Genomic DNA, 20,741 nt, shown 5'->3' on the forward strand with positions numbered 1-20,741 from the left:
ACGTTTACCTTTTCTCAAATACTATCTCAGTGTTTCCTGACAGATCATTTCTGAAAACATAGCCGAGTCGGTCAAATCTCTTTATCTCCTCGGGATCCTCAATCTGATTTTCGGCCATGAAGCGAACCATTTCCCCTCTTGCCATCTTTGCATATGTACCCTTGGTAACAAGTTTTCCTTTTACCATCTCACCGAATGTAATCGTTATGTAGGTGTCGTCTTTCTTCAGATATTTCTCGATACATTTGGAGTATTCCTTCGAGGCCAGATTGATAATTACCTTGGACTCATCAATCACTTCATCATAGAGTCTTGAGCCCCACAAGTCATACAGATCTCTTTCCCCTTGGATGCTCGCCTTTGCCTGCATCTCCAATCTGTACGGAGTGACACCGTCCATCGGTTTGAGCACTCCATAGAAGCCTGAGAGTATGCGAAGATGTTCCTGAACATAATCGAAAGAGCTGTTCTCGAATACTGCCGGCGCCATATACTGATAAGCAATTCCTTCATAGGAAAGAATCGCCGGAGTCAGATTCTTTTTGAGATCCATTTCCTTCAGACGCTTGAAATTCTGCTCAGCAATTTTGTCGTTACAGCCCCAAAGATTTTGTAATTCTTCTTGGGACCTCTCTCTGAGCCATTTGAGGATTTCTTCTGTCTGTTTCAGAAAGACAGGAAGACCATCGAGGGCAAGCGTATCAGTGTCTGTATTCATTTTCTTGGCAGGTGACAGAATGATCTTCAATTTCTTTTCTCCCATACACAAAGAGTCTTTGCATTATGTGTTTCTACGCATCTTCTCATCAGATTCACCCAGCTATGGCAATGATCAAGTATTATGGAATCTGAAGTTATAACATTGTCTTTATCCCACAGGTTCTTATCCACTTCATCCAGCACCTGGATGTCCAGATCAAAAGATTTGTTCTCTCCAACTTCTGCTATGAGAGCTTTCAGCCTCCCGGAATTAGAAACAGGCTTATCAAGAAGAATGTGAACCGATGCCACATTCATCTGCTCCAAAACATCAAGCATAATCTTTACCGCTTCTTCCGTCTCCGGAATGATTCTGTATGTACCGCGAAGCGCTGCCAGGTCACGAATAGTTCCATCCATGCAGTCAAATAATATCGAATCACTGAGCATGACTTCCAAAGTGATTATGGAATTGAAACCATCGACCCAATTTTCAGCTCCTGCCAGTGAATGAACTTCTTTATCTTTTCTAGTGGCAAGCTGTTCTTCTGTGGCAACGCTACGTACTATAGCCATTCGCTGACGGTCAGATAAAACATAATGGTTTCCAACAAAAGTTGATGCCTGTTTAAGATCATACCCTTCGTTGATCAGATAACAGACATGCCGCGAGGCATGTCTCATTTTCTCAATGGCTTCCGGCGCAAAGTTCTTATCATCTTCCGGAACATAACCTCTTTTAGCGTTCACTGAGTCGCCCTCCGTTTTCCCATCTCAAAGCCCCAAGATTGTGAAGCAGCCATGTTCTTGCAGGACATCTTTTGCCCAGGCATCTGCTTCTTCATAGAGCTCAATACTTTTAGTGTCGTCCTCTGGAATGCATTCTCTTACAGCCTTCCAGTTTTCAGCCGAAACCTCCACCATTTCATATGGATCATAGCCGGGCACGGCTTGACACAAGGCATGGTAAAAGCCTTTGTGATTTACAAGCTCGTCATCAAAAAGATATATGGACTCCTTACGCCAAAAAGATTTTTCATCCCATCGGCCTTTATAAAACTCGTGGTATGCCGTACTTTCTCGCTGATCATCTGTCACAAAATATTTCATAATCTTCTTTCCGCCTGAATTCAAGGCTGCAACTACGTTGTGGGTCTGCCAGATATGGCAAAGAGTGAACCGGACAGGGTGCCTAAGCACCCTGGTTCACGTTTTTGGCAAGCAATGCAACCGGGTACCCGGTTACACTTTTTCCAAATTTCCGATCGGTCGGAATTTTGCAAAAATGCTTGTTAGGGGAGGCCCCTAATACCCCATTCAAATTTTCCAAATTTGAAGCAACGCCCTTCCGGGCTAAGTACTGATTTCTGTTCACCAAGCAGGATTATTTACTGCGCTCCCGCTCATCTTTTTCAAGGAAATCATGAACTCCGTCATGGTCTCTATCTAAGATTATATCAATATTTTTTCTCGCTACGGCAATTTCTGTATAATCTCTTCTGGCTTTCTGATAATCCTTGTAGAGCTCAGATTTTTTAGCCTTCAGCTCAGCATATTCTGCCTTCAGTTCCTTGATTGTTGGAAGCTTGCCACCCTCATATTCCTTGAAATGTTTTCGCGCTTCTTCGTGGTCCGTGATGTCTTTCAGGAGCTCTTCTTTAACCTTTTTACTATATCCTGACTTCTTATATTTCTGATAGGAATTATTAGTCTGTATGTAAGTTATGATGGCGCCCTGGAGCTCTTTTATCTTTTCCATTCGTTCGTCCATGCCTTTTATTTTCAGCCTCAATGACTCGTAAGTATCAAAGAGTTTTTTGTGAACACTCTTCAGATCATCATAAGAATTCACGCCCATATCTGACAGAAAACTTAAGGTCTTGGCGGTCTGTTTCAGGTTGAATTGCTTTGCCCAGCGTTCATATCCGGAGCCTTTTCCTTCCTGGATCTTCTTCTGAACATCGATCAAAAGGCTAAGCTTTTCATCCCTGGACAACATGTCAGGATTAATGGTTTTGATGCGTCTTCCAGCCAGTTCTTCGTACTGATTATCTTTTCCTTTTATCACAGGAACAGCTTCGCCACGGATCCTTTTTTCTATATCTTCACGAGTGTAACCTGCGCCCAAAGAACCTATTCTGGCAAAAGTTTTCTGTCCCTCGCACTTTAGTTTTGTATGCTTTCCGGACTCATCAACATCGATGTTGTATTTTGTTTTTAGCAGTTCAACCAGTGCCTTAAATGACGCCGGTTTTTCTTTTAACGCATCGTCGATAGCGGTCCTGATATAGTCGCGATGTGAAGGTTTCTTATGATCACCAAGCCACTTGCCATAGGTGTTATTGCCATGCTTTGGATTCTTTATGACTGACAGATTATTCTCCAGACAGATGATGTCATTGACCTTCCTGAGAGCAAAACTCGAGCCCCAGAAGTTTCGAAATTTCTTCCTGGAATCCATAGAAACCGAGTTGAAAATAATGTGATTATGGATATGTTTTTTGTCTGTATGCGTTGCCACAATGAACTGATAATTGCCCTTGGTGAACCTCATGGCCAGGTCATATCCAAGCTTATTAGCCTGTTCCGGAGATATCTCTCCCGGGGCAAAAGCCTGACGAATCTGATATGCAATCACATCAGATTTAGCTCCAATTTTGCCATGATCTCTGTCGTAAATCTGCCTGACAAAAGTAAATTCTTCGGTAACAGTTTCCTGATCACAGCGGTAGGAACTTATGTATTTCCCCTCTTCCGTCTTATCAGGATTTTTTGCATAATCAGTCCTCAGACCAAGTGATGTTGTTAATGATGTTCCGCTATGCGCATGCATGGGAATTAGTCTTGTTGTTGCCATGTTTTTCTCCAAAAAATGGCAGGCATTTGTAGCCCGCCATCACGATTTTGTTATCATGTTTACCTGTCTCAGGATTTCTTTTAAAGAGCCCCACAGCTCCTTGTAATTCTTCTGTATTTCTTCCAGATCGTTCTTATAAACGCCGCCGGTTTCATTGGCATGTCTGGCAATCTGATTTAGGTTGTTTGAGGAATATCTAAGGAGCCTTATAGTCTCACTTATCCCTGTAATATCTACGTTTATCACGTAACCATCAATAGCCATTTTCCTCAGATATGCACCTGTATTCCTGATGTTCGCCAGCTGTTTTTTCTCGCGGATCAGTCGAAGCTCTTCGTCCGAAACCCATAGTTTAATTTGATGTGGACGCTGTCTGGTATAGTTCTCCATTCATCACTTCTCCCTGTCAGGCGAATCCATTTCAAGAGCCTTTATATCAAGCCTTATTGACTCCTTCAAATCATCAAGTCTCTTCTCTATTCTCTCGAGCTCTTTTTCAATACTGTTTTTCTGTTTTGCCACCTTGTAATGCTTAGCTTTACCTACAACACCTTTATGAATATTTCTGCTTGGCTTAGAGCTCGAAATACTGTCTCTGTCGTCATAACCATCATGGGTATCAGGAACATCTACGCCCTGTTCCGTGTCCGAGTAAATCGTCTCTTCTTTTACATCTGGCTTCATCGTCATCTCCTCTTCCTTTCTGTCGAATCTGTGAAATCTGGGACCTTTATCGGGTCTGTTTTGAAGGTAAGCATCCATCTTTTCTCTGGCATAGGAATCTAGCGCTGCAGCGTTCTTATCCTTTGCTATATGCCCCTTAAATTCATCTCTATGGGCACTTATGTATCCGTTTATGATATGAACATCTACGCCCTTTTTTGAAGCGTATTTTGCTATGTTCATAAATTCACCCGGGGATGAGTTTTTCTTTGAATCCGGGGCCATATTTTCGTTTTTCTCATTCATTCTTTTGCCCTTTCTTCAAATCCAGCTCCTCATAAAACTTTGTATCCCGCTCCAGCATCTGGTCTGTAAAAGACTCCATTTTATCCAGGCAATAATTTAGCCAAGGCTCATCATACAGAAGCCTTATATACATGTCTCTGATAGCCATGTAATCATCAAAAAACAGACATGTCCTGATGGTATCCGTCATCTTTTTAGTCTCTTTATCTCGGACCACATGCGAGAAACGGATTATTCTTTTATAGCGACTGTTTTTGTCGAGCTTTATTGCTGTCACTATCAGATTGAACTCATCAAAACACAGCTCCTGTTTGAACTTTTCGTTTGTATGTATTGTGCTGATCATGCTGTCCTCTTTTTATGAAAGCCAGGGCAATGCCCTGGCCTTATCTTTACTTGAATGGCAGATTTTCATCGTCCGGCATAGAGAATGTTTCCTCTGCTTCTGATGATCCTGAGCCCTTGCTATCTGCAAATTCCTGATCTTCTGCAACAACATCTGTCGTGTACACCCGCACACCATCCTTGTTGGTATAGCTGCCAGTCTGTATGCGACCTACAACAGCCACTTTCATTCCCTTTTTGAAATACTTTCCGGCAAAATCTGCGGAAGACCCGAAAGCAACAATGCCTATAAAATCAGCTGTCTGTTCCTCTTCTGTCTTCTTGGATCTTCTCCTGTCAACCGCAAGTGTATACCTGGTTACGGATGTCGAATTGTCCTGGGCAGGCTTAACATCAGGATCCTTTGTGAGCCTTCCCATTAGTTCAACTTTGTTCATGGCTTCTCCTCCTTAGTCGAATGCATTTGTATCGTCATAGGATGTTTCCTGCTCATCCTCAAACTGATATGCTTCCTCAAATTCCTCTGCTTCTTCCTGGTCCTTCTTTGGCTTATAAACCCAGTAATAGAAGATTACTCCAACTCCAGCCAGTCCTATGAGAATAAAGATAACAATAAGAGATGCATTACCTGACTTCTTGGGCTGTTCAGGCTCCGGTTCCGGAGTAGCTTCCGGCTCTTTTGGCTCTTCTACAAGAGGAGTCTCTTCTTCCTTTATCTGGACTGTCCCGTCTTCTTCCTCTGCCTTTTCTGCAAGAGCTAAGAGATCTCTCTCCTTGGTTGTATCAAGGAAATATACGTTATTGTTTTCCTTATCCAGATCAACAATGAGGTAGAACACGTTTCCGGCATCAGTTGCGATTGTGTAGAACTGTTTTGAGCCGTTCAGGACATTATCTATCACAGTGCCAGTTCCGTCATATGATAGTGGAGTGTGATCATCCTCTTGCGCCGGTTCTATTTCAGGGTTCTCCGGAAGTGTCTGTTCGCCTTCCGTTTCAACCGGATCTCCCTGTGCCAGTACAGGCACAGTAAACATGTTTATCAGAAGCCCCATCAGGGCTAATGTCTTAACTACTTTCTTCATACTGCTTTTTCCTCCAACTCTTCTTTCTGAGGTGCCTTTACAGGCTCTGAGACAGGCTTCCCTGACTTTATACTGGCCAAAAGAGCTCCCAGCTCTTCCGGGGAAATATTCAAAGCCCTTATACTTGAAACCATCTGGGCATTTTCAGCTTCCAGCCTCTTGTTCTCTAGGCTCCTTATCCTGTCGTTACAGGCTTTAAGCTTTTCTTCCAGTGCTTTCTTTTTCTCAAGCTCTTTCTCGATATCAACAGCAATCTTCTCCATTACCTTATCCATCTACTCTCCTCCTTAAGCTCTATATCTGCCGTAGCTATAAAAATGTCGTCTCCACCATCCCGTAGTGATGTTGCAGTATTTTACAGGGCTACCACAGTTTATTACCATGTAATTTCCAACGTATATGCACACGTGAGTGACAGGATTACCAGATGCATATGTTCCTGATAAAAACACAAGATCCCCAGGTTTTACCTCATCTGCCGATATCGGATCGCAGTGGTTATACAATTCCTGTGCCGTTAGTCTCGGCATTGATGCGTATCCGGAAGTGTTATACACGTAGTAGACAAAGCCTGAGCAATCAAATCCATCAGGCGTGGTTCCTCCCCAGACATACGGGGTATCTATGAGACTGTCTGCAAGGGAGTACAAAGAAGCGAAAGCCGGATCATCACTAAGGATATTCGCAGGAACCTTGTAAGTATTCCTGGAGCCTCTGCTCATGCCTTCTGAATCGTCGGCATTATACCCATCCCACAGATACGCCTTATGACCCTTTACTCCAAGCTGTACTGAAAACCTTTCATCACCCTGGCTATCAAGAAGCGCATACGCCGTCTTTACTTCTCCCTGGTTCTTCACATGGACATGCAGAATATGCACATTTACAGTCTCAGTGCCTATATAAACGCCGTGTTCATCGTATTTTGGCTCTTCTCTCTCAACCCATTCATCAGTTGTGTACCAGTGATACTGGGTTTCAAAGAATGTATCTTCATAACCTGTTACAGCGCCTGCAGTAAACGGCTCATGAAGGAGCGCATTTAAATACGTTGCTATCGCATAGGGATTGTGCTCTATTGATGCCACATCGGAGTAGTCATACTCATCGTATCCCGGATAGTTGGTTTCAATGTTTGCAACCCAATCCCGCAGCTCATCCTCTCTTCCCTTGTAGTAATCCTCTGCGGCATATATATCCGAATCCTCCGCCAAGTACGTTGTTGCGAGACCCGACGTCTCACCGGATGTAAACACCATGGAAAATAGATTCAGAATCATGTTCGTAACAAGAACGACTATAAAGACCGCCCCGCCAATCAAGAGAAGATGCGGTCGTTTTGCAATTTCTTTAGCTAGGCTCTTAAGCATATTCCCAGCCTTTGAAGCAAGGTTTTTACCCTGCTTTTTTGCCGCCTGCCCGGCTTTATTAAGCGTTTTATGCCTCTGCTCGAATATCTTTCTGGAAAACTTCCTCTGATTGGCTTTTTTACGGAACTCTTTGTATGCCTTATGGGAATCAAGGGGCTTATCTTTACTTATTACATCAGACACCTTAAAGTGCTTGTCTCCCTTTTGGAACCACTTTTCCAAAGATTTAGTATCTCCGGTCTCAAGTGCTTTCTTGTATTCCTTTTCAAATTCTTTGGCGGTGTATCTCTGCGCCCGTACAGCCTTTGCTTTTTGTTTGTGCAGCTGCCTGGATATAGCTTTTTGCATGGACGTTTCGGAATCCACAATAAACGAACCATTGCTATCTCCATAAGAGTCTCTGGCACTCTCCTTTGCAGCGAACTTAACAGTGGCAAGCTTCGCCCTTTTAAGCTTGATGGTAGCTTTTACTCCTCCTTTAGCAGCAATCTTCCCTGCTTCTAAAGTCTTTTCTGCCACAAACTCTTTTGCGTTTCCCATTTTTGCAGCACGGAATTTTGCCCCGGAATTCGTGGGTGCGCTGCCACTTTTGAACTCAGCCATTTACCACCTTCATTTCATCAGGTCTGGTCGTAAGCACGTCATAGATCTTGCCCTTGGGGAACTCATCCTTAAACGGGATTATCATCGTTCCAAACCTCATGAGACCTTCTCCTGAATCAGTCTGGGTAACATAGTCCAGCTCTTCATCCGAGATAGACAGGGCTTCCGCCAGAATATCCTTATCTCGCTTTGATTGAGGCAACATGTATATGAATTCGGAATTTGAAAAGATCTGCTCGATCTGTGACGACTTCAACAGGTCAGTAACGTTTTGTGTCAGGCCGGTCGGAACACCTCCCCACTTTCTGAATCGCTTCCAAAATTCCACAAAGTATATGGCTGTCTGGGGGTCGCGCAGCATCAAGTGAAATTCGTCTATGTCCAGTAGAGTCTTTTTCTTCTGATCTCTGTTAAAAGAGACTCTGGTCCATATGAAATTTATCAGTATGACAAGGGCTACCTCCCTCAGATTTGCAGTAAGACGCTTTATGTTAAAGCAGACCACTCTGTTGTTAAGGTCTATGTCCGTATGATGATTGAAAACATTCAGCGTACCTGTAATGTATATCTGGAAACAATCAGCAATTCTCTGCGCTTTGGGGTTTGGATGCTTCCTGAGCGCCTCGTAGAAGTCGCTTAGCGTAGGCATTTCCTCCGCTGTGGGATTTCTTTTCATGCCATACCAATACTTCTCCTGAAGCTCCTCGTACATATTCTTGGCAATCTCATCTACGATACTGACCTCATCACCTTCCAGGCCAGCTCTTATTCCGTTTATCTTCTGACTTGCCACCTGCTCTGCGATTGAGAGTAGGAACTGGCTCTTCATTGCTATTGGGTCCTCATCCTTATATCCGACATCAAAGTTGATATCCATTGGATTTATGTGCTGCATTGAAGATGCTGAGAAATCCACCACCTGCCCGCCAATCAGCTCAACCATGCCCTGATACTCATCTTCCGGGTCGATGACCATAATGTCGCAGGAATCATAGTTAAGGAAATACATCAGCTTTTCACGCTTTCCGGCAAAAGACTTACCACCTCCCGGGACACCCAGATACAGGCCATTGGGATTCTTAAGTGCTGTCCTGTCTGCCAGGATCAGCTCTTTTGTCAGCGGGTTTATGCCATAATACGGCGAATTTGGCATAAATATCTTTACTGCTGTAAACGGATTCAGCATGGCAAGCTGGCTTGTCATAATGGTTCTCTGAATCTCAATCTTGTTGATTCCCAGGGGTAGCGTAGATACAAAGCCCTGTTCCTGCTGGTCCCTCAGAAGAATCAGCTGACAAGACTGCTTATTTGCTATCTTCTCAACACTCTTCCATACTGCCGTCAGCTCTTTTGGCGACTGGGCAAAGCATGTTATGAGTATTGTCATGTTAAAGAGATTCTCATTGCTTGAGTTAATCTCTTTGAGCATTTTGGCAGTGTCCTCGCCGTTTGCAGTAAGCTCCGGTGGAAGGATATCGATGTCATAACCTTCGTTAGAGGCATGCTTCTGCTCCTTGATCTTGGAAGAGTTCAGCTGCATATTCCTCTTTTCGATGTATTTCTTTGCCTTTACCCTGTCGATAGGATCCAGGTGAATACTGACAATTATTGGTGTTTCAATGTTCAGGATATCTGTGATCATCCTATCATCCACCAAGGGGCAATCCAGCGAAAGCAGGGACACGTTTCCAAAAACATCTCCCATCCTGAAATACCTGCCATTTACAGGGAATCTGAAGGATATAGGTGCTATGAAATCCTTGGTATTAAGACCATCCTTTGACAGAAGGTTCCAGTTAAAGCGGAACTTATCATCTCCTTCCGGATGCATAGCTGAGTGCAGGACTTTTAATCGCTCAGTCCCATTAAGAACATGACTTCTGGCTTTAAGTCCTGCCTTTTTGAAATTCTCCTGTACTGCGCTGTCTACATCCTTCATCTTCTTGGCAGCCAGCTCAGGGTCCTTCTCTTCAATAACGTAAGTCAGGTACCTGTTCTTTTTTATTCCCTTGTTGCCTTTTTTCTCCTTGTCCAGAAGGATCTCAGAAAGCTCATCCCTGAGCTCATCGTAGCCGTCATCCTGTCCAAGGATATATAGTGCTTTTCTTATTTCTTCCGGGGTTATCCTCGTATTCATGTAGGTCATTTCAACATGGGTATCCTCGGTAAAATAGTTATAAAGGTCAGAAAGCTTGGAAAATACAGTCTTTTTGTCTTCATTGTCTTTGAGCTCATAATTGATATCTTCAAAAGCAATGGTCTTGGAAAAGCTGTATCCATCATGCTGGCACATCCCATTGCGGTACATCGCCTTATAGGGAATGGTGCCCTGCGCAGTCAGAGGAAACTTTCCTTCTTTCTGAGCTTTCCTTATGGCTCTCTCCAGCTTTTTGGCATCTTCTTTGGAGATTTTTCCATCTGTACCCTTTATGATCAGTTTTTTATTTTCTTTCTGTTTTCCCATGAATCCACCTCAGGCTGTTATACTATTGTCTTTTTGCTCTTTATTTGCCCTAAACAGCCTTATTTTGTTATTAGCCTTAGTTTTATGCCTTAAGGTCTTTTCTTCTCTCTTTTTGGCTTTAAATGCTTTTTTCACGGCTGCCTTTCTGACAAAGCCCTTATACTTTTCCTCAAGCAGAATCTGCTTCTTTATCGCCGTATATCTGTTATCCGTTGAAAAAGGCCTGTTTGTCTGTGTTAGGAACACCAGACGCACCTTGTCGCGGATAAGCTTCTCCACGTATCTCCCATGCACATCCTCATAGGTTCCGCCGAAAAAGATCGGAATACTTATCAGGCAGATGATAAGGCATGCAAACGTATTGTCCATTCCGCTTTTCAGGCATAAAACGTATACTGGTGCATCAATCAGAATGACAATTGCGAAGCATACAACCTGCCTGACAGTAAAACCGGAAATTGGCTTATCCTTGATCTTGTTCAGGTCACAATGATTCTCTGTATATGCCATCTATCTTTTTCCTCCTAAATCGCTTAATGGGCTCCAAGAGTGACGTCTGCGACCTTCTTTGTTGAAAAGAGTCCCATACAGAGCGCCAATGTATACATAAGAGTGCTCCACGCCATGGTGCTTATGGTCAGATCAGTCCTTGTAGCCAGCTCTGAGATCAGCACTTCAAATATCGCAATAATGATCAGTGTAAAGAAGCCTTGAAGTCCCAGTGATGCCAGATTTTTTAAATAGTTCTGACCAGTCTGGTTCTGTCCCTGATCCATAAGTGTTGCCATAGGTATCGCTGCAGCAGAGGAATACACAAGAATGCTGATTATCCTGAAATACATAGCCACTTTACACAGCACAGCAACAATGCTGACAAGAACCTTGCACATCATAAGCTGTATAGTCATACCCAGAACTTTTCCTATGTCTGTAGGATCTACCAGATCAATCAGTTCATTTAGTTTGTCCTGAAGATTGATATCTGATTCTGTCAGAGTTATGATCGCACCTGCTTTTGCCAGTATCCAGCCGACAACATCGAATATCGCAAGGACAATGTCATAGGTCTTTGTAACAAGCACGATTCCAATCGTCGTGTACAGGATCCATTTGAACACAGGTATGAAAGTCATGTCCTTATATGTATTCTTATCCTCGATTATCTTGATAAAGTTGATGGTCATCAGATAACAGAGAATGAGGCACGCAACTGGCACTATAGCTGTGTCAGATATTCTTCGTATCATTGTGAAAAGCGTAGCATCATATGTCCCGGGATTGACATCAATTAGACCTCTGACGTCTCCTGTCAGTCCTGATAACGCCTCAAAAAAGTCATTGGCCGCCCCCTTAAGCATTTCTAAAAACATCGCTTGAAAATAGTTACTTAGCCATTCCATTTTGTTTTTTCCCTTTAAGAAAAGGGCTTATTTCAGCCCTTTCCTTGCATGTTATTAAGTTAATGTGATCATTCCAGAAAGCTTTGGTACAAGGACCTGTCCTACAGCGATGATGATTGCACCACCGATGAACATGGCAATACCAGTTGCTCTTACAGCCGGGTTATTATCAGCCTGGGACTTACCTACTTCGATCAGGCCTCCAATAATTGTTGCTGCCCCCAAAAGTGTCACGATTGTCTGGAGCAAACCTACTCCTGTTGTAAAGAACTCCATGATTCTCCTCCTTTTTCAGTGTTTTTTATAAATAAAGCCTGTGGCTGTATTTATCCTGCTTTACTTTCACTTTCATCAGAAAGGTCTATGACTGTTGTTTCATACTCAGTGTCTTCGCACAAAAAGCCCATTCTGTAATTTTCAAGATAATCCTCGAGATTAAAGCTGTTCTTATCATCAGCATCCGCTGTGAATTTATAGAGCGGATGCTTGGAAGTGTCATATTTATCCGAATAAAACGGCGGTACTCCCCTGAGCTTTACGAGCAGCTTGTTTCCCGGAATGTTACCTATATCTTCAACACTCATAAGCTTTTTCCCAGCCTTCCTATAGCTGTTACCGCTGCTTCGCGTCTGGCCGTAGGTATCAGATTGCCCCAAAACATCTATAGTCTCCTGGCCCAAAAGATCTGACCAGTCTTTCCAGGAAGTAAACTCATTACCTCCAAGGAATCCCTTAACGTCACAAGAGGCTTCAATGTTCTCCGCCTTTTTATCTCCATAAAGGTCTATAAGCTGATTCTTTGCCTGGAAGAACATCCACATGGAAATTCCTCTTGAACGAAGCTGTGATATAAGATGCTCAAGCTTTGGGACCTGCCCTGTGTTATAGGTCTCATCCCACAAGACTCTGACATGGTACTTGAGATGTCCTCCACTAAGATCCGCCTTAGTTTTCAGCGTATTAAACATCTGTGATAGCGCCATCGATACAAGGAAGTTAAATGTGGTATCTGAGTCATCTATGATGAAAAACACAATGGTCTTCTCATCACCGATCTTATCCAGCTCAAGCTCATCAAATTCCATCTTTTCCCTAACAGTATCTATATCAAAGGGTGATAATCTTGCTCCTACAGAAGCCAGAATGCTCCTTTTGGTCTTGCCAGCACCTATAAGGAACTTCTTATATTGCCTCACGGAATAGGTTTCACCATTTTCCTCTTCATGTTCCTCGAACAGGATGTCTACAGCGCATTTTTCAGCTTCCATTGAGGTATATTCTTCTTCCTCACCCTTATCGTTGATCCTTGTTTTCTTGACAGGTACCGGATCTGTTACCTTGATCTTGGCTATAAGGTCCAACATTGTGATCATGTTTCTGGCATCAGTGACTTCTCTTTCGCAGATATATCCTATGATTGCGTTATAGAGAAGTTTCTCTGCCTTGGGCCAGAAAGGGTCCTGTCCCTTTTCATCAGGCTCTTTAGTATTTTCCATGAGTGTTGATACCATTTTCTGGATATCAGTCTCTTTTTTTATATAAGCGAACGGGTTATAACCCATAGATTTATCAAAATCTATTGTGTTAAAGACCTTTATCTTATATCCCATCTTTGTAATGAGGCTCCCGCAGCTATCAAGCAGCGTTCCTTTGGGATCAACTACCACGTAGCTTGAATGGAACTGTAAGAGATTGGGTAGCAACATACTAAATGTCTTACCAGCACCAGAGCCTCCGTAGAATATAGCATTCTTATTTCTGCCCATATACCAGGGCTTAACCTTTTCTTCCATCGTCAGGAACTCTGTTTTTGAAAGGATACAGTTCTCTCTAAACTTTGGATTTACGAATGGCTTTATATCTGCAGCTGTTCCGATCCTTGCATTTCCATATTCTTCGCCTGGTCTCATCTTCTTTCTGGTCGAATCCTTGTACCAGATATATAGGAACAAGAATGCACATCCCACGAGGCCCCATAACAGATCCCAGAGGTTAAAGGACAATATTGGCCAGCCGAACAAATTGCCGTAGTCAATATTTGTTATCTTGTCCGAAGCGTTGTTTCCTTCTGCAACCCGATAGATGTAGCCAAACTTATCCATAAAGTAGAATGCAGCTGCATAAGGGATCAGTTTATATAACTTGCTCTTGTCCATTACTTGGTACGCTCCATTGGCTCCAACTCCTTAACATCTATGTCGATATGCGAGTTGATTTCTTTGTTTACTGTATTTGCATGTTCTTCATAGAGCTTTAATCGCTCTTTTATACCTAAGGCTTCTTTTGTCTTAGCTTCTGTTGCTTTTGCCGGCTTCTTTTCGCCTGCAGTTACATCCTTTTCTGCTTCACGCTCAGCATTTCTCTCTGTTTCCTTTTCTGTCTGGTTACCAAGCAGCTCATTCTTCACATCCTGCTGATATTTGTCCTTCACATAATCCTCAAACAGATGGCTCATTACCTCTGCATTTTTCCCAGAGAAAAAGAAATGCATTGTGTTCGGATCTACTGAATCCTTAACTATGGCAAAGTCCACACCGTTCTTTTTGCAGGTACGTGAGAACTCTTTGAAATCTGTCTGATTTACATCCAGCTTTCCTATAGGTCCGGAGTGATTTTTATCGAACTTCAAAAACTTCTTGAGCGCTTTTGGACCCTCATAAACTCTTGTACGGTTGTGAAACTTGTTATAGGCCTGCCCTATCAAAAAAGCTGCTGCTTTACCGCCAATCTTAAGCCCCTTTTTACCTAATTTAACTGCGACATGAATTGTTGTTTTTGCGCCTATAGCGCTAACCCTTTTAGCATCTTCCTCTGTCATTTCTAGCACGCCTCCACTTTTCCAGGTCTTCTATGAACGATAAAATATGCTTTCTTTGTTCATTAGCCAGATTAAGCGATTTGATCCTTGTTCTTATCTCTTCTATGGATTCTTTCTTTTCCAGAAGCCGATACATTATTTCAGACTCAATTTTGTTGATTAGTTCATTTCTCCAGATCTGATCTCCAACGCTCATCTCTTACCCCCACTCTCACGTTAAATCCGACTCGTTTATTACAAATTCCCCTATTTCTACTCCAAGGCATCTGCATAGCAGTTCATACTCTGCAAACTTAAATGCCCGTTCTCCGTTCACTTTTTTGTATAGGCTGTGCCTGCTCATTCCACAGGCATTTGCTATCTCTCCGAATTTGATACCGGAATTCCTGATAGCTTCATGAAGCTTTTCATAATCTAGCATTATATACCAACCAAACTTATATCATATAATTTACATTCATCTTTCCGAGTCAATAATATATTTCCTTTGTTTTGATTTGTCAACAAAAATATTAACAAAAGTTATACTGTATAAGTTTCAACGCAATATATAATGTTTATATTCAATTTTCTAAAAGTTCTCTAAAATCGCGCAAATTAAACAAACTTAATCGTTTTTGTTTCTTTTTTGTGCTATAATTCTCATTGCTTATATATAATTTTAATTCATATTTTGGAGATATTATTATGGACGTTCTTTACGAGAATATTGCTAGACTTAGACGTGAACAGGGCCTCAGACAGGCGGATCTGGCACAGAAAGTTGGCTATTCAGCCAACACCATGATTGCCCACATAGAGCAAGGTACTGTTGATCTTCCCTACTCAAAGATACAGGGCTTTGCGAAAGCTTTGAATGTTACTGTTCCGCAGCTTATAGGTTATGAATCAGATGAATTTACAACCAAGATGGCTACTCTTTCAGAAGAGGGCAAACAATTTTTAAGACAATGTCTGGACTTTGCGCTCTTCACTTACGGTACAGAGTCTAAAGATTCTGAAGAGAAATAAAAAGATGCGCCAGCTCACACTGGCGCAATATCTTTTGTCAGAAATTGTATTATGTCTTCGTTTACTTCTACCAAATAGACAAATAGCATAACAAGTAGTTTATAGAGGACAAATATAACCGATGAGATTCCCATGGATATCAGTGCAACCTTAAATGTTCCTACTTGAGCAAACCAAAATACAAACCCTAGAATCGTGATAAGGGCCATCGCTCCTCCAATTATATAACCGAAGAATAAAATCCAGAATTCCCCGACCATATCCAGGAATTTTATGATTATGTAGATTGGTAAATACAGAATCAAAAGTATTATCTTTAATGCCTTCATATTCCCTCCGTCACAATACTTATCATTCAGTTTCCCTGGGCCATCTCTAACAACCTGTTATCTTCTTTACACTCTTCTACTTCTCCTACATAGTTCACCAGAACTGATCTAACAGGTTCGTCGAACCCTATCTCATCAATCACCTTAAGAATTGTTCTTCTCTTGATACTCATGGCTGCAGCTATGAATATTTCAGCCTTAAGCTCTACTATGTACCTACGGTCAAAATGGCAATTCTTTTTGACCTTATGTAGATTCTGTTTAAAGTCTTCTTTCGCATCAAATTGCATATTCGCACCTCTCATTCTGGAATAGATGAATTAAAATTATATGAAAGTGTGCTTTAATACTGTTTTTATACCTTTAAACTTATAAAATATAATTTAAAATGCATTTTTAATATATTGCGTTTATTCTCTTCTGTCAATCCAATGTATCTCTATTAGATTTTCTAATAGAATAATTGTTTAGATTATTTATCCTCTATTCAAATTACATGTCTCTAATAGACTTGCTAATAGATATCTAATAGACTTCTATTAGATATTTGTAATAAAATCCTATTATAGTTTCTATTAGCATGTCTAATATTATAATATATTAGTTATTCTAATATGTATTCTAATTTATTATCTAATATTTCTGTATATTAATATATCTATTATATTATCTAATCTATTTTATATTATATCCTACAATATATTATCTTATACATTTTATATTTCTATTTACAATATGTATTGCATTTTATATTTGAATTACTATTTGTATTTTATATTATAATGTGTTATTCTATTATATATTAGATTTGAGAATTTATTATATTACACAATACAATATATATTTGTAATGTATTTTGCATTAGGCATCCAATTATATATTGCAATAGATATTCTATTAGATTATCTATTAGTGCAGGAGGATTAAATGGCAATAAAGATAGCAGTAGCAAATCAAAAGGGCGGAGTAGGTAAAACCACAACAGCAGTAAACCTTGCAGATGCATTAAGACACTTCAACTATAAGGTACTGTTCATAGATCTTGACCCACAGCATAACTCAACCAGCACCTATGGAGCTGTAATAGAAGATGAGAACACCATAGTAGATCTGTTGAAGAAGGACTGTACTGCAAAAGAAGCTATTCAGACAACTCCTTTAGGAGACATAATCGCAGGAGATGGCCTTCTGGCAACAGAAGAGAACTACTTTAATTCACAAAAAGCCAGAGAGAGGATTCTTAAGAGCCAGTTAAAAGAACTGGAAGATGATTACGATTTCATCATCATGGATACACCGCCAAACCTTGGAATCTATATGATAAATGCTCTTACAGCCGCTGATGGCTGCATTATTCCTATAAAAGCAGAGCAATATGCTATAGATGGTCTTGGACTTCTTATTGAGACAATAAACGAAGTAATTGATCTTTTAAATGAAAACCTCAAAATCTATGGTGTCCTGATGACTTCATATGACGCAAGAAATGGTCTGGATGTAGGAATAAAAGAAGCTCTTCCGGAAGTGGGCGAAGCAAGAGGATTTAAAGCATTCGATACACAGATCCGTATCAGCCAGGATGTTAAGAAAGCCCAGGCAATCAGAGATTCCGTTGATGAAGACGGCAACCTTATAGTGGCAAACAGATCACTTTTTGAAAACTTTAAAGCAAGTAACGCAGCTGTAGACTATGTTAATTTCACAAAAGAAGTATTGGAGGTAATCAATGGCTAAGCACACACAGAAAAACGATGCACTTGGAATGTTTGGTAACACAAAACCAGTAAATATCAAGAAACAGCCTGCAAAAGAGACTCCAAAGAAAGCTGAAATTGTAGAGGAAGCAGAGAAGAAAGCTCCATCACCTAAAGCTGAAAAGGTAGAAGAGAAGATTCCTGAAAAGAAGACAGAACCAAAAGTTGAGCAGGAAGCTAATCCTGTAGAAACACCAGCATTGTCAGGAATGGGATTAAAGCTTACAATGGATCTGGAGAAGAAAGAACGCACTAAGAGAACAAGATGTTTCTATCTTAGCGATGAAACTTATGAAAAGCTTGTAGAAATGTCAAAAAAGAGTCAGTCAAATGCTTCTGAGTATCTGGAATTCATTTTAAAGCAGGTACTGTTTAATTAAGGATTTATCCACAACCAATAATTACGTTTTTAGATTGCTTATATAAATATATATTAATAAACAACAACAGAGAAAAATTAATTTGTTTGTTTAGGGATTGCGAAAGCTCAGTATTTAAGCCAATTGTAGCGATTTGGAAAGTAAGAAATGGATTAATAGAGCGTAGCTGTTGGTTACATGTAACGTAGAAAATGGATTATATTGGCGGTAAGAATGGTGATTGTCAGAAAAAACATACACCAATCTTACCGCTTTTTGTACCCATAAATAACGTAAATGTAGGTAAATACGTAAAGTCTGGATACAAATGATGACCTGGAAAGGGCAGTAGAAAGGCTTATTCCGAAAGTACGTAATAATTGGTTGTGGATAACTCGGAATATACACCAAAAACTACGCATTTAGATCAAAATAGGTGTTTTTAACGTAATTTTTGGTGTATAAATCATTGACCAAATCGGTTAAGAATCATAAGGAGCCTATATTTGGGCTTATATTTAATGAGAAATATCTACGTAGAAATTGGATGTATAATCAGCACACCAAAAATTACGTTTTTAGACTCGAAAACAGTGTCTCAGGATACTTTTGGGCAAAATCTAGACTGAAGAATATCCAGTATTTATGCGTTATGTAGAAATCTACGTAAAAATTGGTGTATAGGAAATATGAGTGTACCAATTTTTACGTGTTCAGAACCAGATAAGAACTATCTACGTAGAAAATGGATTAATATAATAGAATATCGACTATATCGGTCAATATATTAAAAATCACGTTGATGCCAGATATAGTACACGATTGAAGCATTATTAGACAGAAGTATGTATACACCAAAAATTACGTAGATGGGCTTAGATGATCTTCGTTAGAAGTAAAAGCGTAAAAAATGGTGCATGTTTTTTGTGGCAAATACTCCAGATAAATAGAAAGAAGGATATATAAACGTAGTTTTTGGATTGAAAGATACACCAAAAGCTACGTTTTTTGCATAGAAGGCCGGAATACAAACTACGTAGAGTTTGGTGGTTAGAATCAATCCAATCACTACTGATTATTCTTTAAAAGCGTAGTAAATGGTTGTAAAATATAAACCAAACGCTACGCTTTTTGTTGACATCGGCGTAGAGCTTGGTTTATTCTAAAATCAAGGGTAAATACGTAGAAAATGGTTTAATGAACGTAGTAATTGGTGGGGGAATTAGATGAGTAAGGCAAATGAGCCGCTTTATAATTTGAGCTTGGTAAAATCAAATGACATGATTTCAGCCAAGTATAAGGCGACACTTCTTGAAAACCAGGTTATGGCCATTGCTTTAACCAGAATAGAAGTGAATGAGAATGATAAAGAGCATCCTTTAGTAGCCCGGCTGTATCCGAGAGAACTCAAAAAACTAGTAAGTGATGACAGACATATATATAGAGATCTTAAGGATCTTGCGAAGACAATAACCGGACATACGATGTTTCTTGAGGATGGAAAGGGAAACTTCAAGGCTTTTTCTGTAGTTCCTAATGCTATCTATAAGGATGGAGTCTTTAGTATTATCTTTAACAGTGAGCTTAAAGAGCATATCTTAGGACTGGAGAAGAACTATACAACGTTGGAATTGTCAGTAATGACTGATTTTGAAAGGAACTCTTCATTCCGTATATATGAGCTACTAAAGAAGGATCTTTACAAGAGTAAGCCCGATGTTAATGACGGAAGAGTAGATGTACAGTACAATCTGTCAGAGTTCAGATTCATGATTGGCCTTGCAAATGGTGATGATCCGATAGTTGCTAAGGTTATGGCCAGACAAGGGCAGAATATTGATTGGGATGCTGTTTATGCGAAACTCCCCAAAGACAGCAAGAAATATGATCCCTGGTACGAGGTTCAGAGAAATGTCCTTAGACCTGCTCAGAAGGAACTCAAAGAAAAGAGCGATATAAGGTTTGAGTATGAAGGCCTGAAGAATGGCAAGAAAACAGCAGAGATTCTTTTCCATATCTATCCTAATAAGCCGTCAATTTCTGTTATTTCCAAGTCCAAGGTTATAGAGAGGGAACAGCTTAACAGACAGCTTGAAATCCCTTACGATCTGGAACAGTTTGCGCCGCTATATGATGAATTTATAGGTCATAACGAGTTGACCAAGGAAGATATTGATCTGCTTCTTGTAAAAGCTGATTTCGACAGCAAGAAAGTTATAGCTGCGATCGATTATGCTGATGAGCAGCCACATGTATATAACTACATGGGATTTCTTATTAGAGCTATCGAAGAAGGCTACACGCAAACATTTACAATTAATGGAGATGCAGAAAAAGGCGCAGGATTCGTCAAATTTAAGGAAGCGTATAAAGAAGGCAAGAGGACAGGAGATATTCAGAAGGCTGCCTGGGAAAGAATTCAGAAAAATGATGACTTCCAGGAGTTTGAGGCAATGATTGTCGAGAACGGACTGACTATAGAGCAGCTTGTTTCAATCTATTCTCTTGATGAGGTAATAAAGTTCTATTCAGACTGGAAATTCGGCAGACCACTGAACTTTTAAGACTATAAGACGTTCTAATAGAAACCCTATTAGAACGTCTATTTTTTGATAAAAAGGACTAATTTTAACGTGTTGATAATTTATTAACGATTTGCTATAATGCGAGATAGCTTG

At 40.5% G+C, this 20,741-nt stretch carries 25 protein-coding genes; 4 read left to right on the forward strand and 21 right to left on the reverse strand.

Annotated features, from left to right (window positions below; translation table 11 throughout):
- Positions 1-4 precede the first annotated feature (4 nt).
- From yaaA to G631_RS0109180, 19 genes are all read right to left on the reverse strand, one after another.
- A complete protein-coding gene (yaaA, locus tag G631_RS0109090) occupies positions 5-748 on the reverse strand; it encodes a peroxide stress protein YaaA (protein WP_026489181.1) in 744 nt (247 codons plus the stop codon).
- Positions 745-1,449, reverse strand: a complete 705-nt coding sequence (locus tag G631_RS18710; protein WP_035789573.1) for a DUF434 domain-containing protein — start codon at positions 1,447-1,449, stop codon at positions 745-747. Before G631_RS18710 ends, yaaA begins: the two co-directional genes overlap by 4 nt.
- Positions 1,450-1,473: 24 nt before the next feature.
- Positions 1,474-1,809, reverse strand: coding sequence for a hypothetical protein (locus tag G631_RS0109100; RefSeq protein WP_026489182.1), 336 nt, complete (start codon positions 1,807-1,809; stop codon positions 1,474-1,476).
- Between the two features lie 274 nt (positions 1,810-2,083).
- Positions 2,084-3,556 carry a relaxase/mobilization nuclease domain-containing protein gene (locus tag G631_RS0109105; RefSeq protein ID WP_026489183.1) on the reverse strand — a complete coding sequence of 491 codons (1,473 nt, stop codon included), beginning with the start codon at positions 3,554-3,556 and terminating at the stop codon, positions 2,084-2,086.
- 39 nt (positions 3,557-3,595) lie between these two features.
- Complete coding sequence (locus G631_RS0109110; RefSeq protein ID WP_022770701.1) at positions 3,596-3,946, reverse strand: plasmid mobilization protein; 351 nt, start codon at positions 3,944-3,946, stop codon at positions 3,596-3,598.
- A gap of 3 nt (positions 3,947-3,949) precedes the next feature.
- A complete protein-coding gene (locus G631_RS0109115; RefSeq protein ID WP_026489184.1) occupies positions 3,950-4,525 on the reverse strand; it encodes a hypothetical protein in 576 nt (191 codons plus the stop codon).
- Positions 4,518-4,871, reverse strand: coding sequence for a hypothetical protein (locus tag G631_RS0109120; RefSeq protein ID WP_022770703.1), 354 nt, complete (start codon positions 4,869-4,871; stop codon positions 4,518-4,520). The genes G631_RS0109115 and G631_RS0109120 overlap by 8 nt, the downstream gene beginning before the upstream one ends.
- 46 nt (positions 4,872-4,917) lie before the next feature.
- Complete coding sequence (locus G631_RS0109125; protein WP_026489185.1) at positions 4,918-5,307, reverse strand: single-stranded DNA-binding protein; 390 nt, start codon at positions 5,305-5,307, stop codon at positions 4,918-4,920.
- Positions 5,308-5,319: 12 nt separating this feature from the next.
- Positions 5,320-5,955 carry a CD1107 family mobile element protein gene (locus tag G631_RS0109130; RefSeq protein WP_022770705.1) on the reverse strand — a complete coding sequence of 212 codons (636 nt, stop codon included), beginning with the start codon at positions 5,953-5,955 and terminating at the stop codon, positions 5,320-5,322.
- Positions 5,952-6,230: a DUF4315 family protein gene (locus G631_RS18715; protein WP_022770706.1), complete on the reverse strand. Its 279-nt coding sequence runs from the start codon at positions 6,228-6,230 to the stop codon at positions 5,952-5,954. The genes G631_RS0109130 and G631_RS18715 overlap by 4 nt, the downstream gene beginning before the upstream one ends.
- Positions 6,231-6,242: 12 nt before the next feature.
- A complete protein-coding gene (locus G631_RS18720; protein WP_035789575.1) occupies positions 6,243-7,928 on the reverse strand; it encodes a C40 family peptidase in 1,686 nt (561 codons plus the stop codon).
- The gene (locus G631_RS0109145; protein ID WP_051197090.1) at positions 7,921-10,392 is read right to left on the reverse strand and encodes a VirB4-like conjugal transfer ATPase, CD1110 family; all 2,472 of its coding nucleotides are present in this window, start codon (positions 10,390-10,392) and stop codon (positions 7,921-7,923) included. The genes G631_RS18720 and G631_RS0109145 overlap by 8 nt, the downstream gene beginning before the upstream one ends.
- A 9-nt stretch (positions 10,393-10,401) precedes the next feature.
- A complete protein-coding gene (locus G631_RS0109150; RefSeq protein ID WP_026489187.1) occupies positions 10,402-10,902 on the reverse strand; it encodes a PrgI family protein in 501 nt (166 codons plus the stop codon).
- A 23-nt stretch (positions 10,903-10,925) separates the two neighbouring features.
- A complete protein-coding gene (locus G631_RS0109155; protein ID WP_026489188.1) occupies positions 10,926-11,792 on the reverse strand; it encodes a VirB6/TrbL-like conjugal transfer protein, CD1112 family in 867 nt (288 codons plus the stop codon).
- Positions 11,793-11,846: 54 nt separating this feature from the next.
- On the reverse strand, positions 11,847-12,068 hold the full coding sequence (locus tag G631_RS0109160) for a Maff2 family mobile element protein (protein ID WP_022770711.1): 222 nt from the start codon (positions 12,066-12,068) through the stop codon (positions 11,847-11,849).
- 50 nt (positions 12,069-12,118) lie between these two features.
- Entirely contained in the window at positions 12,119-13,948 is a 1,830-nt protein-coding gene (locus G631_RS0109165; RefSeq protein WP_026489189.1) for a VirD4-like conjugal transfer protein, CD1115 family, read from the reverse strand.
- Positions 13,948-14,610, reverse strand: coding sequence for a PcfB family protein (locus G631_RS0109170; protein ID WP_022770713.1), 663 nt, complete (start codon positions 14,608-14,610; stop codon positions 13,948-13,950). Before G631_RS0109170 ends, G631_RS0109165 begins: the two co-directional genes overlap by 1 nt.
- The gene (locus tag G631_RS0109175; RefSeq protein ID WP_022770714.1) at positions 14,591-14,806 is read right to left on the reverse strand and encodes a hypothetical protein; all 216 of its coding nucleotides are present in this window, start codon (positions 14,804-14,806) and stop codon (positions 14,591-14,593) included. Before G631_RS0109175 ends, G631_RS0109170 begins: the two co-directional genes overlap by 20 nt.
- A 15-nt stretch (positions 14,807-14,821) precedes the next feature.
- The gene (locus G631_RS0109180) at positions 14,822-15,031 is read right to left on the reverse strand and encodes a helix-turn-helix domain-containing protein (RefSeq protein ID WP_022770715.1); all 210 of its coding nucleotides are present in this window, start codon (positions 15,029-15,031) and stop codon (positions 14,822-14,824) included.
- A 266-nt stretch (positions 15,032-15,297) separates the two neighbouring features.
- On the opposite strand from G631_RS0109180, the gene G631_RS20230 reads away from it, so the two are divergent.
- Positions 15,298-15,621, forward strand: coding sequence for a helix-turn-helix domain-containing protein (locus G631_RS20230; protein ID WP_022770716.1), 324 nt, complete (start codon positions 15,298-15,300; stop codon positions 15,619-15,621).
- 14 nt (positions 15,622-15,635) lie between these two features.
- On the opposite strand, the gene G631_RS0109190 is transcribed toward G631_RS20230, so the two are convergent.
- Both G631_RS0109190 and G631_RS0109195 read right to left on the reverse strand, forming a co-directional pair.
- The gene (locus G631_RS0109190) at positions 15,636-15,950 is read right to left on the reverse strand and encodes a hypothetical protein (RefSeq protein WP_022770717.1); all 315 of its coding nucleotides are present in this window, start codon (positions 15,948-15,950) and stop codon (positions 15,636-15,638) included.
- Positions 15,951-15,976: 26 nt separating this feature from the next.
- Positions 15,977-16,240, reverse strand: coding sequence for a hypothetical protein (locus G631_RS0109195; protein WP_022770718.1), 264 nt, complete (start codon positions 16,238-16,240; stop codon positions 15,977-15,979).
- A gap of 637 nt (positions 16,241-16,877) precedes the next feature.
- Here G631_RS0109195 and G631_RS0109200 point away from each other — a divergent pair.
- The 3 genes from G631_RS0109200 (at position 16,878) to G631_RS0109210 (ending at position 20,627) form a co-directional block, all read left to right on the forward strand.
- The gene (locus G631_RS0109200; protein WP_026489190.1) at positions 16,878-17,684 is read left to right on the forward strand and encodes a ParA family protein; all 807 of its coding nucleotides are present in this window, start codon (positions 16,878-16,880) and stop codon (positions 17,682-17,684) included.
- A complete protein-coding gene (locus tag G631_RS0109205) occupies positions 17,677-18,084 on the forward strand; it encodes a hypothetical protein (RefSeq protein ID WP_022770720.1) in 408 nt (135 codons plus the stop codon). The genes G631_RS0109200 and G631_RS0109205 overlap by 8 nt, the downstream gene beginning before the upstream one ends.
- Before the next feature lie 1,205 nt (positions 18,085-19,289).
- Positions 19,290-20,627, forward strand: a complete 1,338-nt coding sequence (locus tag G631_RS0109210; RefSeq protein ID WP_022770721.1) for a replication initiation protein — start codon at positions 19,290-19,292, stop codon at positions 20,625-20,627.
- Positions 20,628-20,741 lie beyond the last annotated feature (114 nt).

This window comes from Butyrivibrio sp. XBB1001 (assembly GCF_000424505.1).
Taxonomy (GTDB): domain Bacteria; phylum Bacillota; class Clostridia; order Lachnospirales; family Lachnospiraceae; genus Butyrivibrio.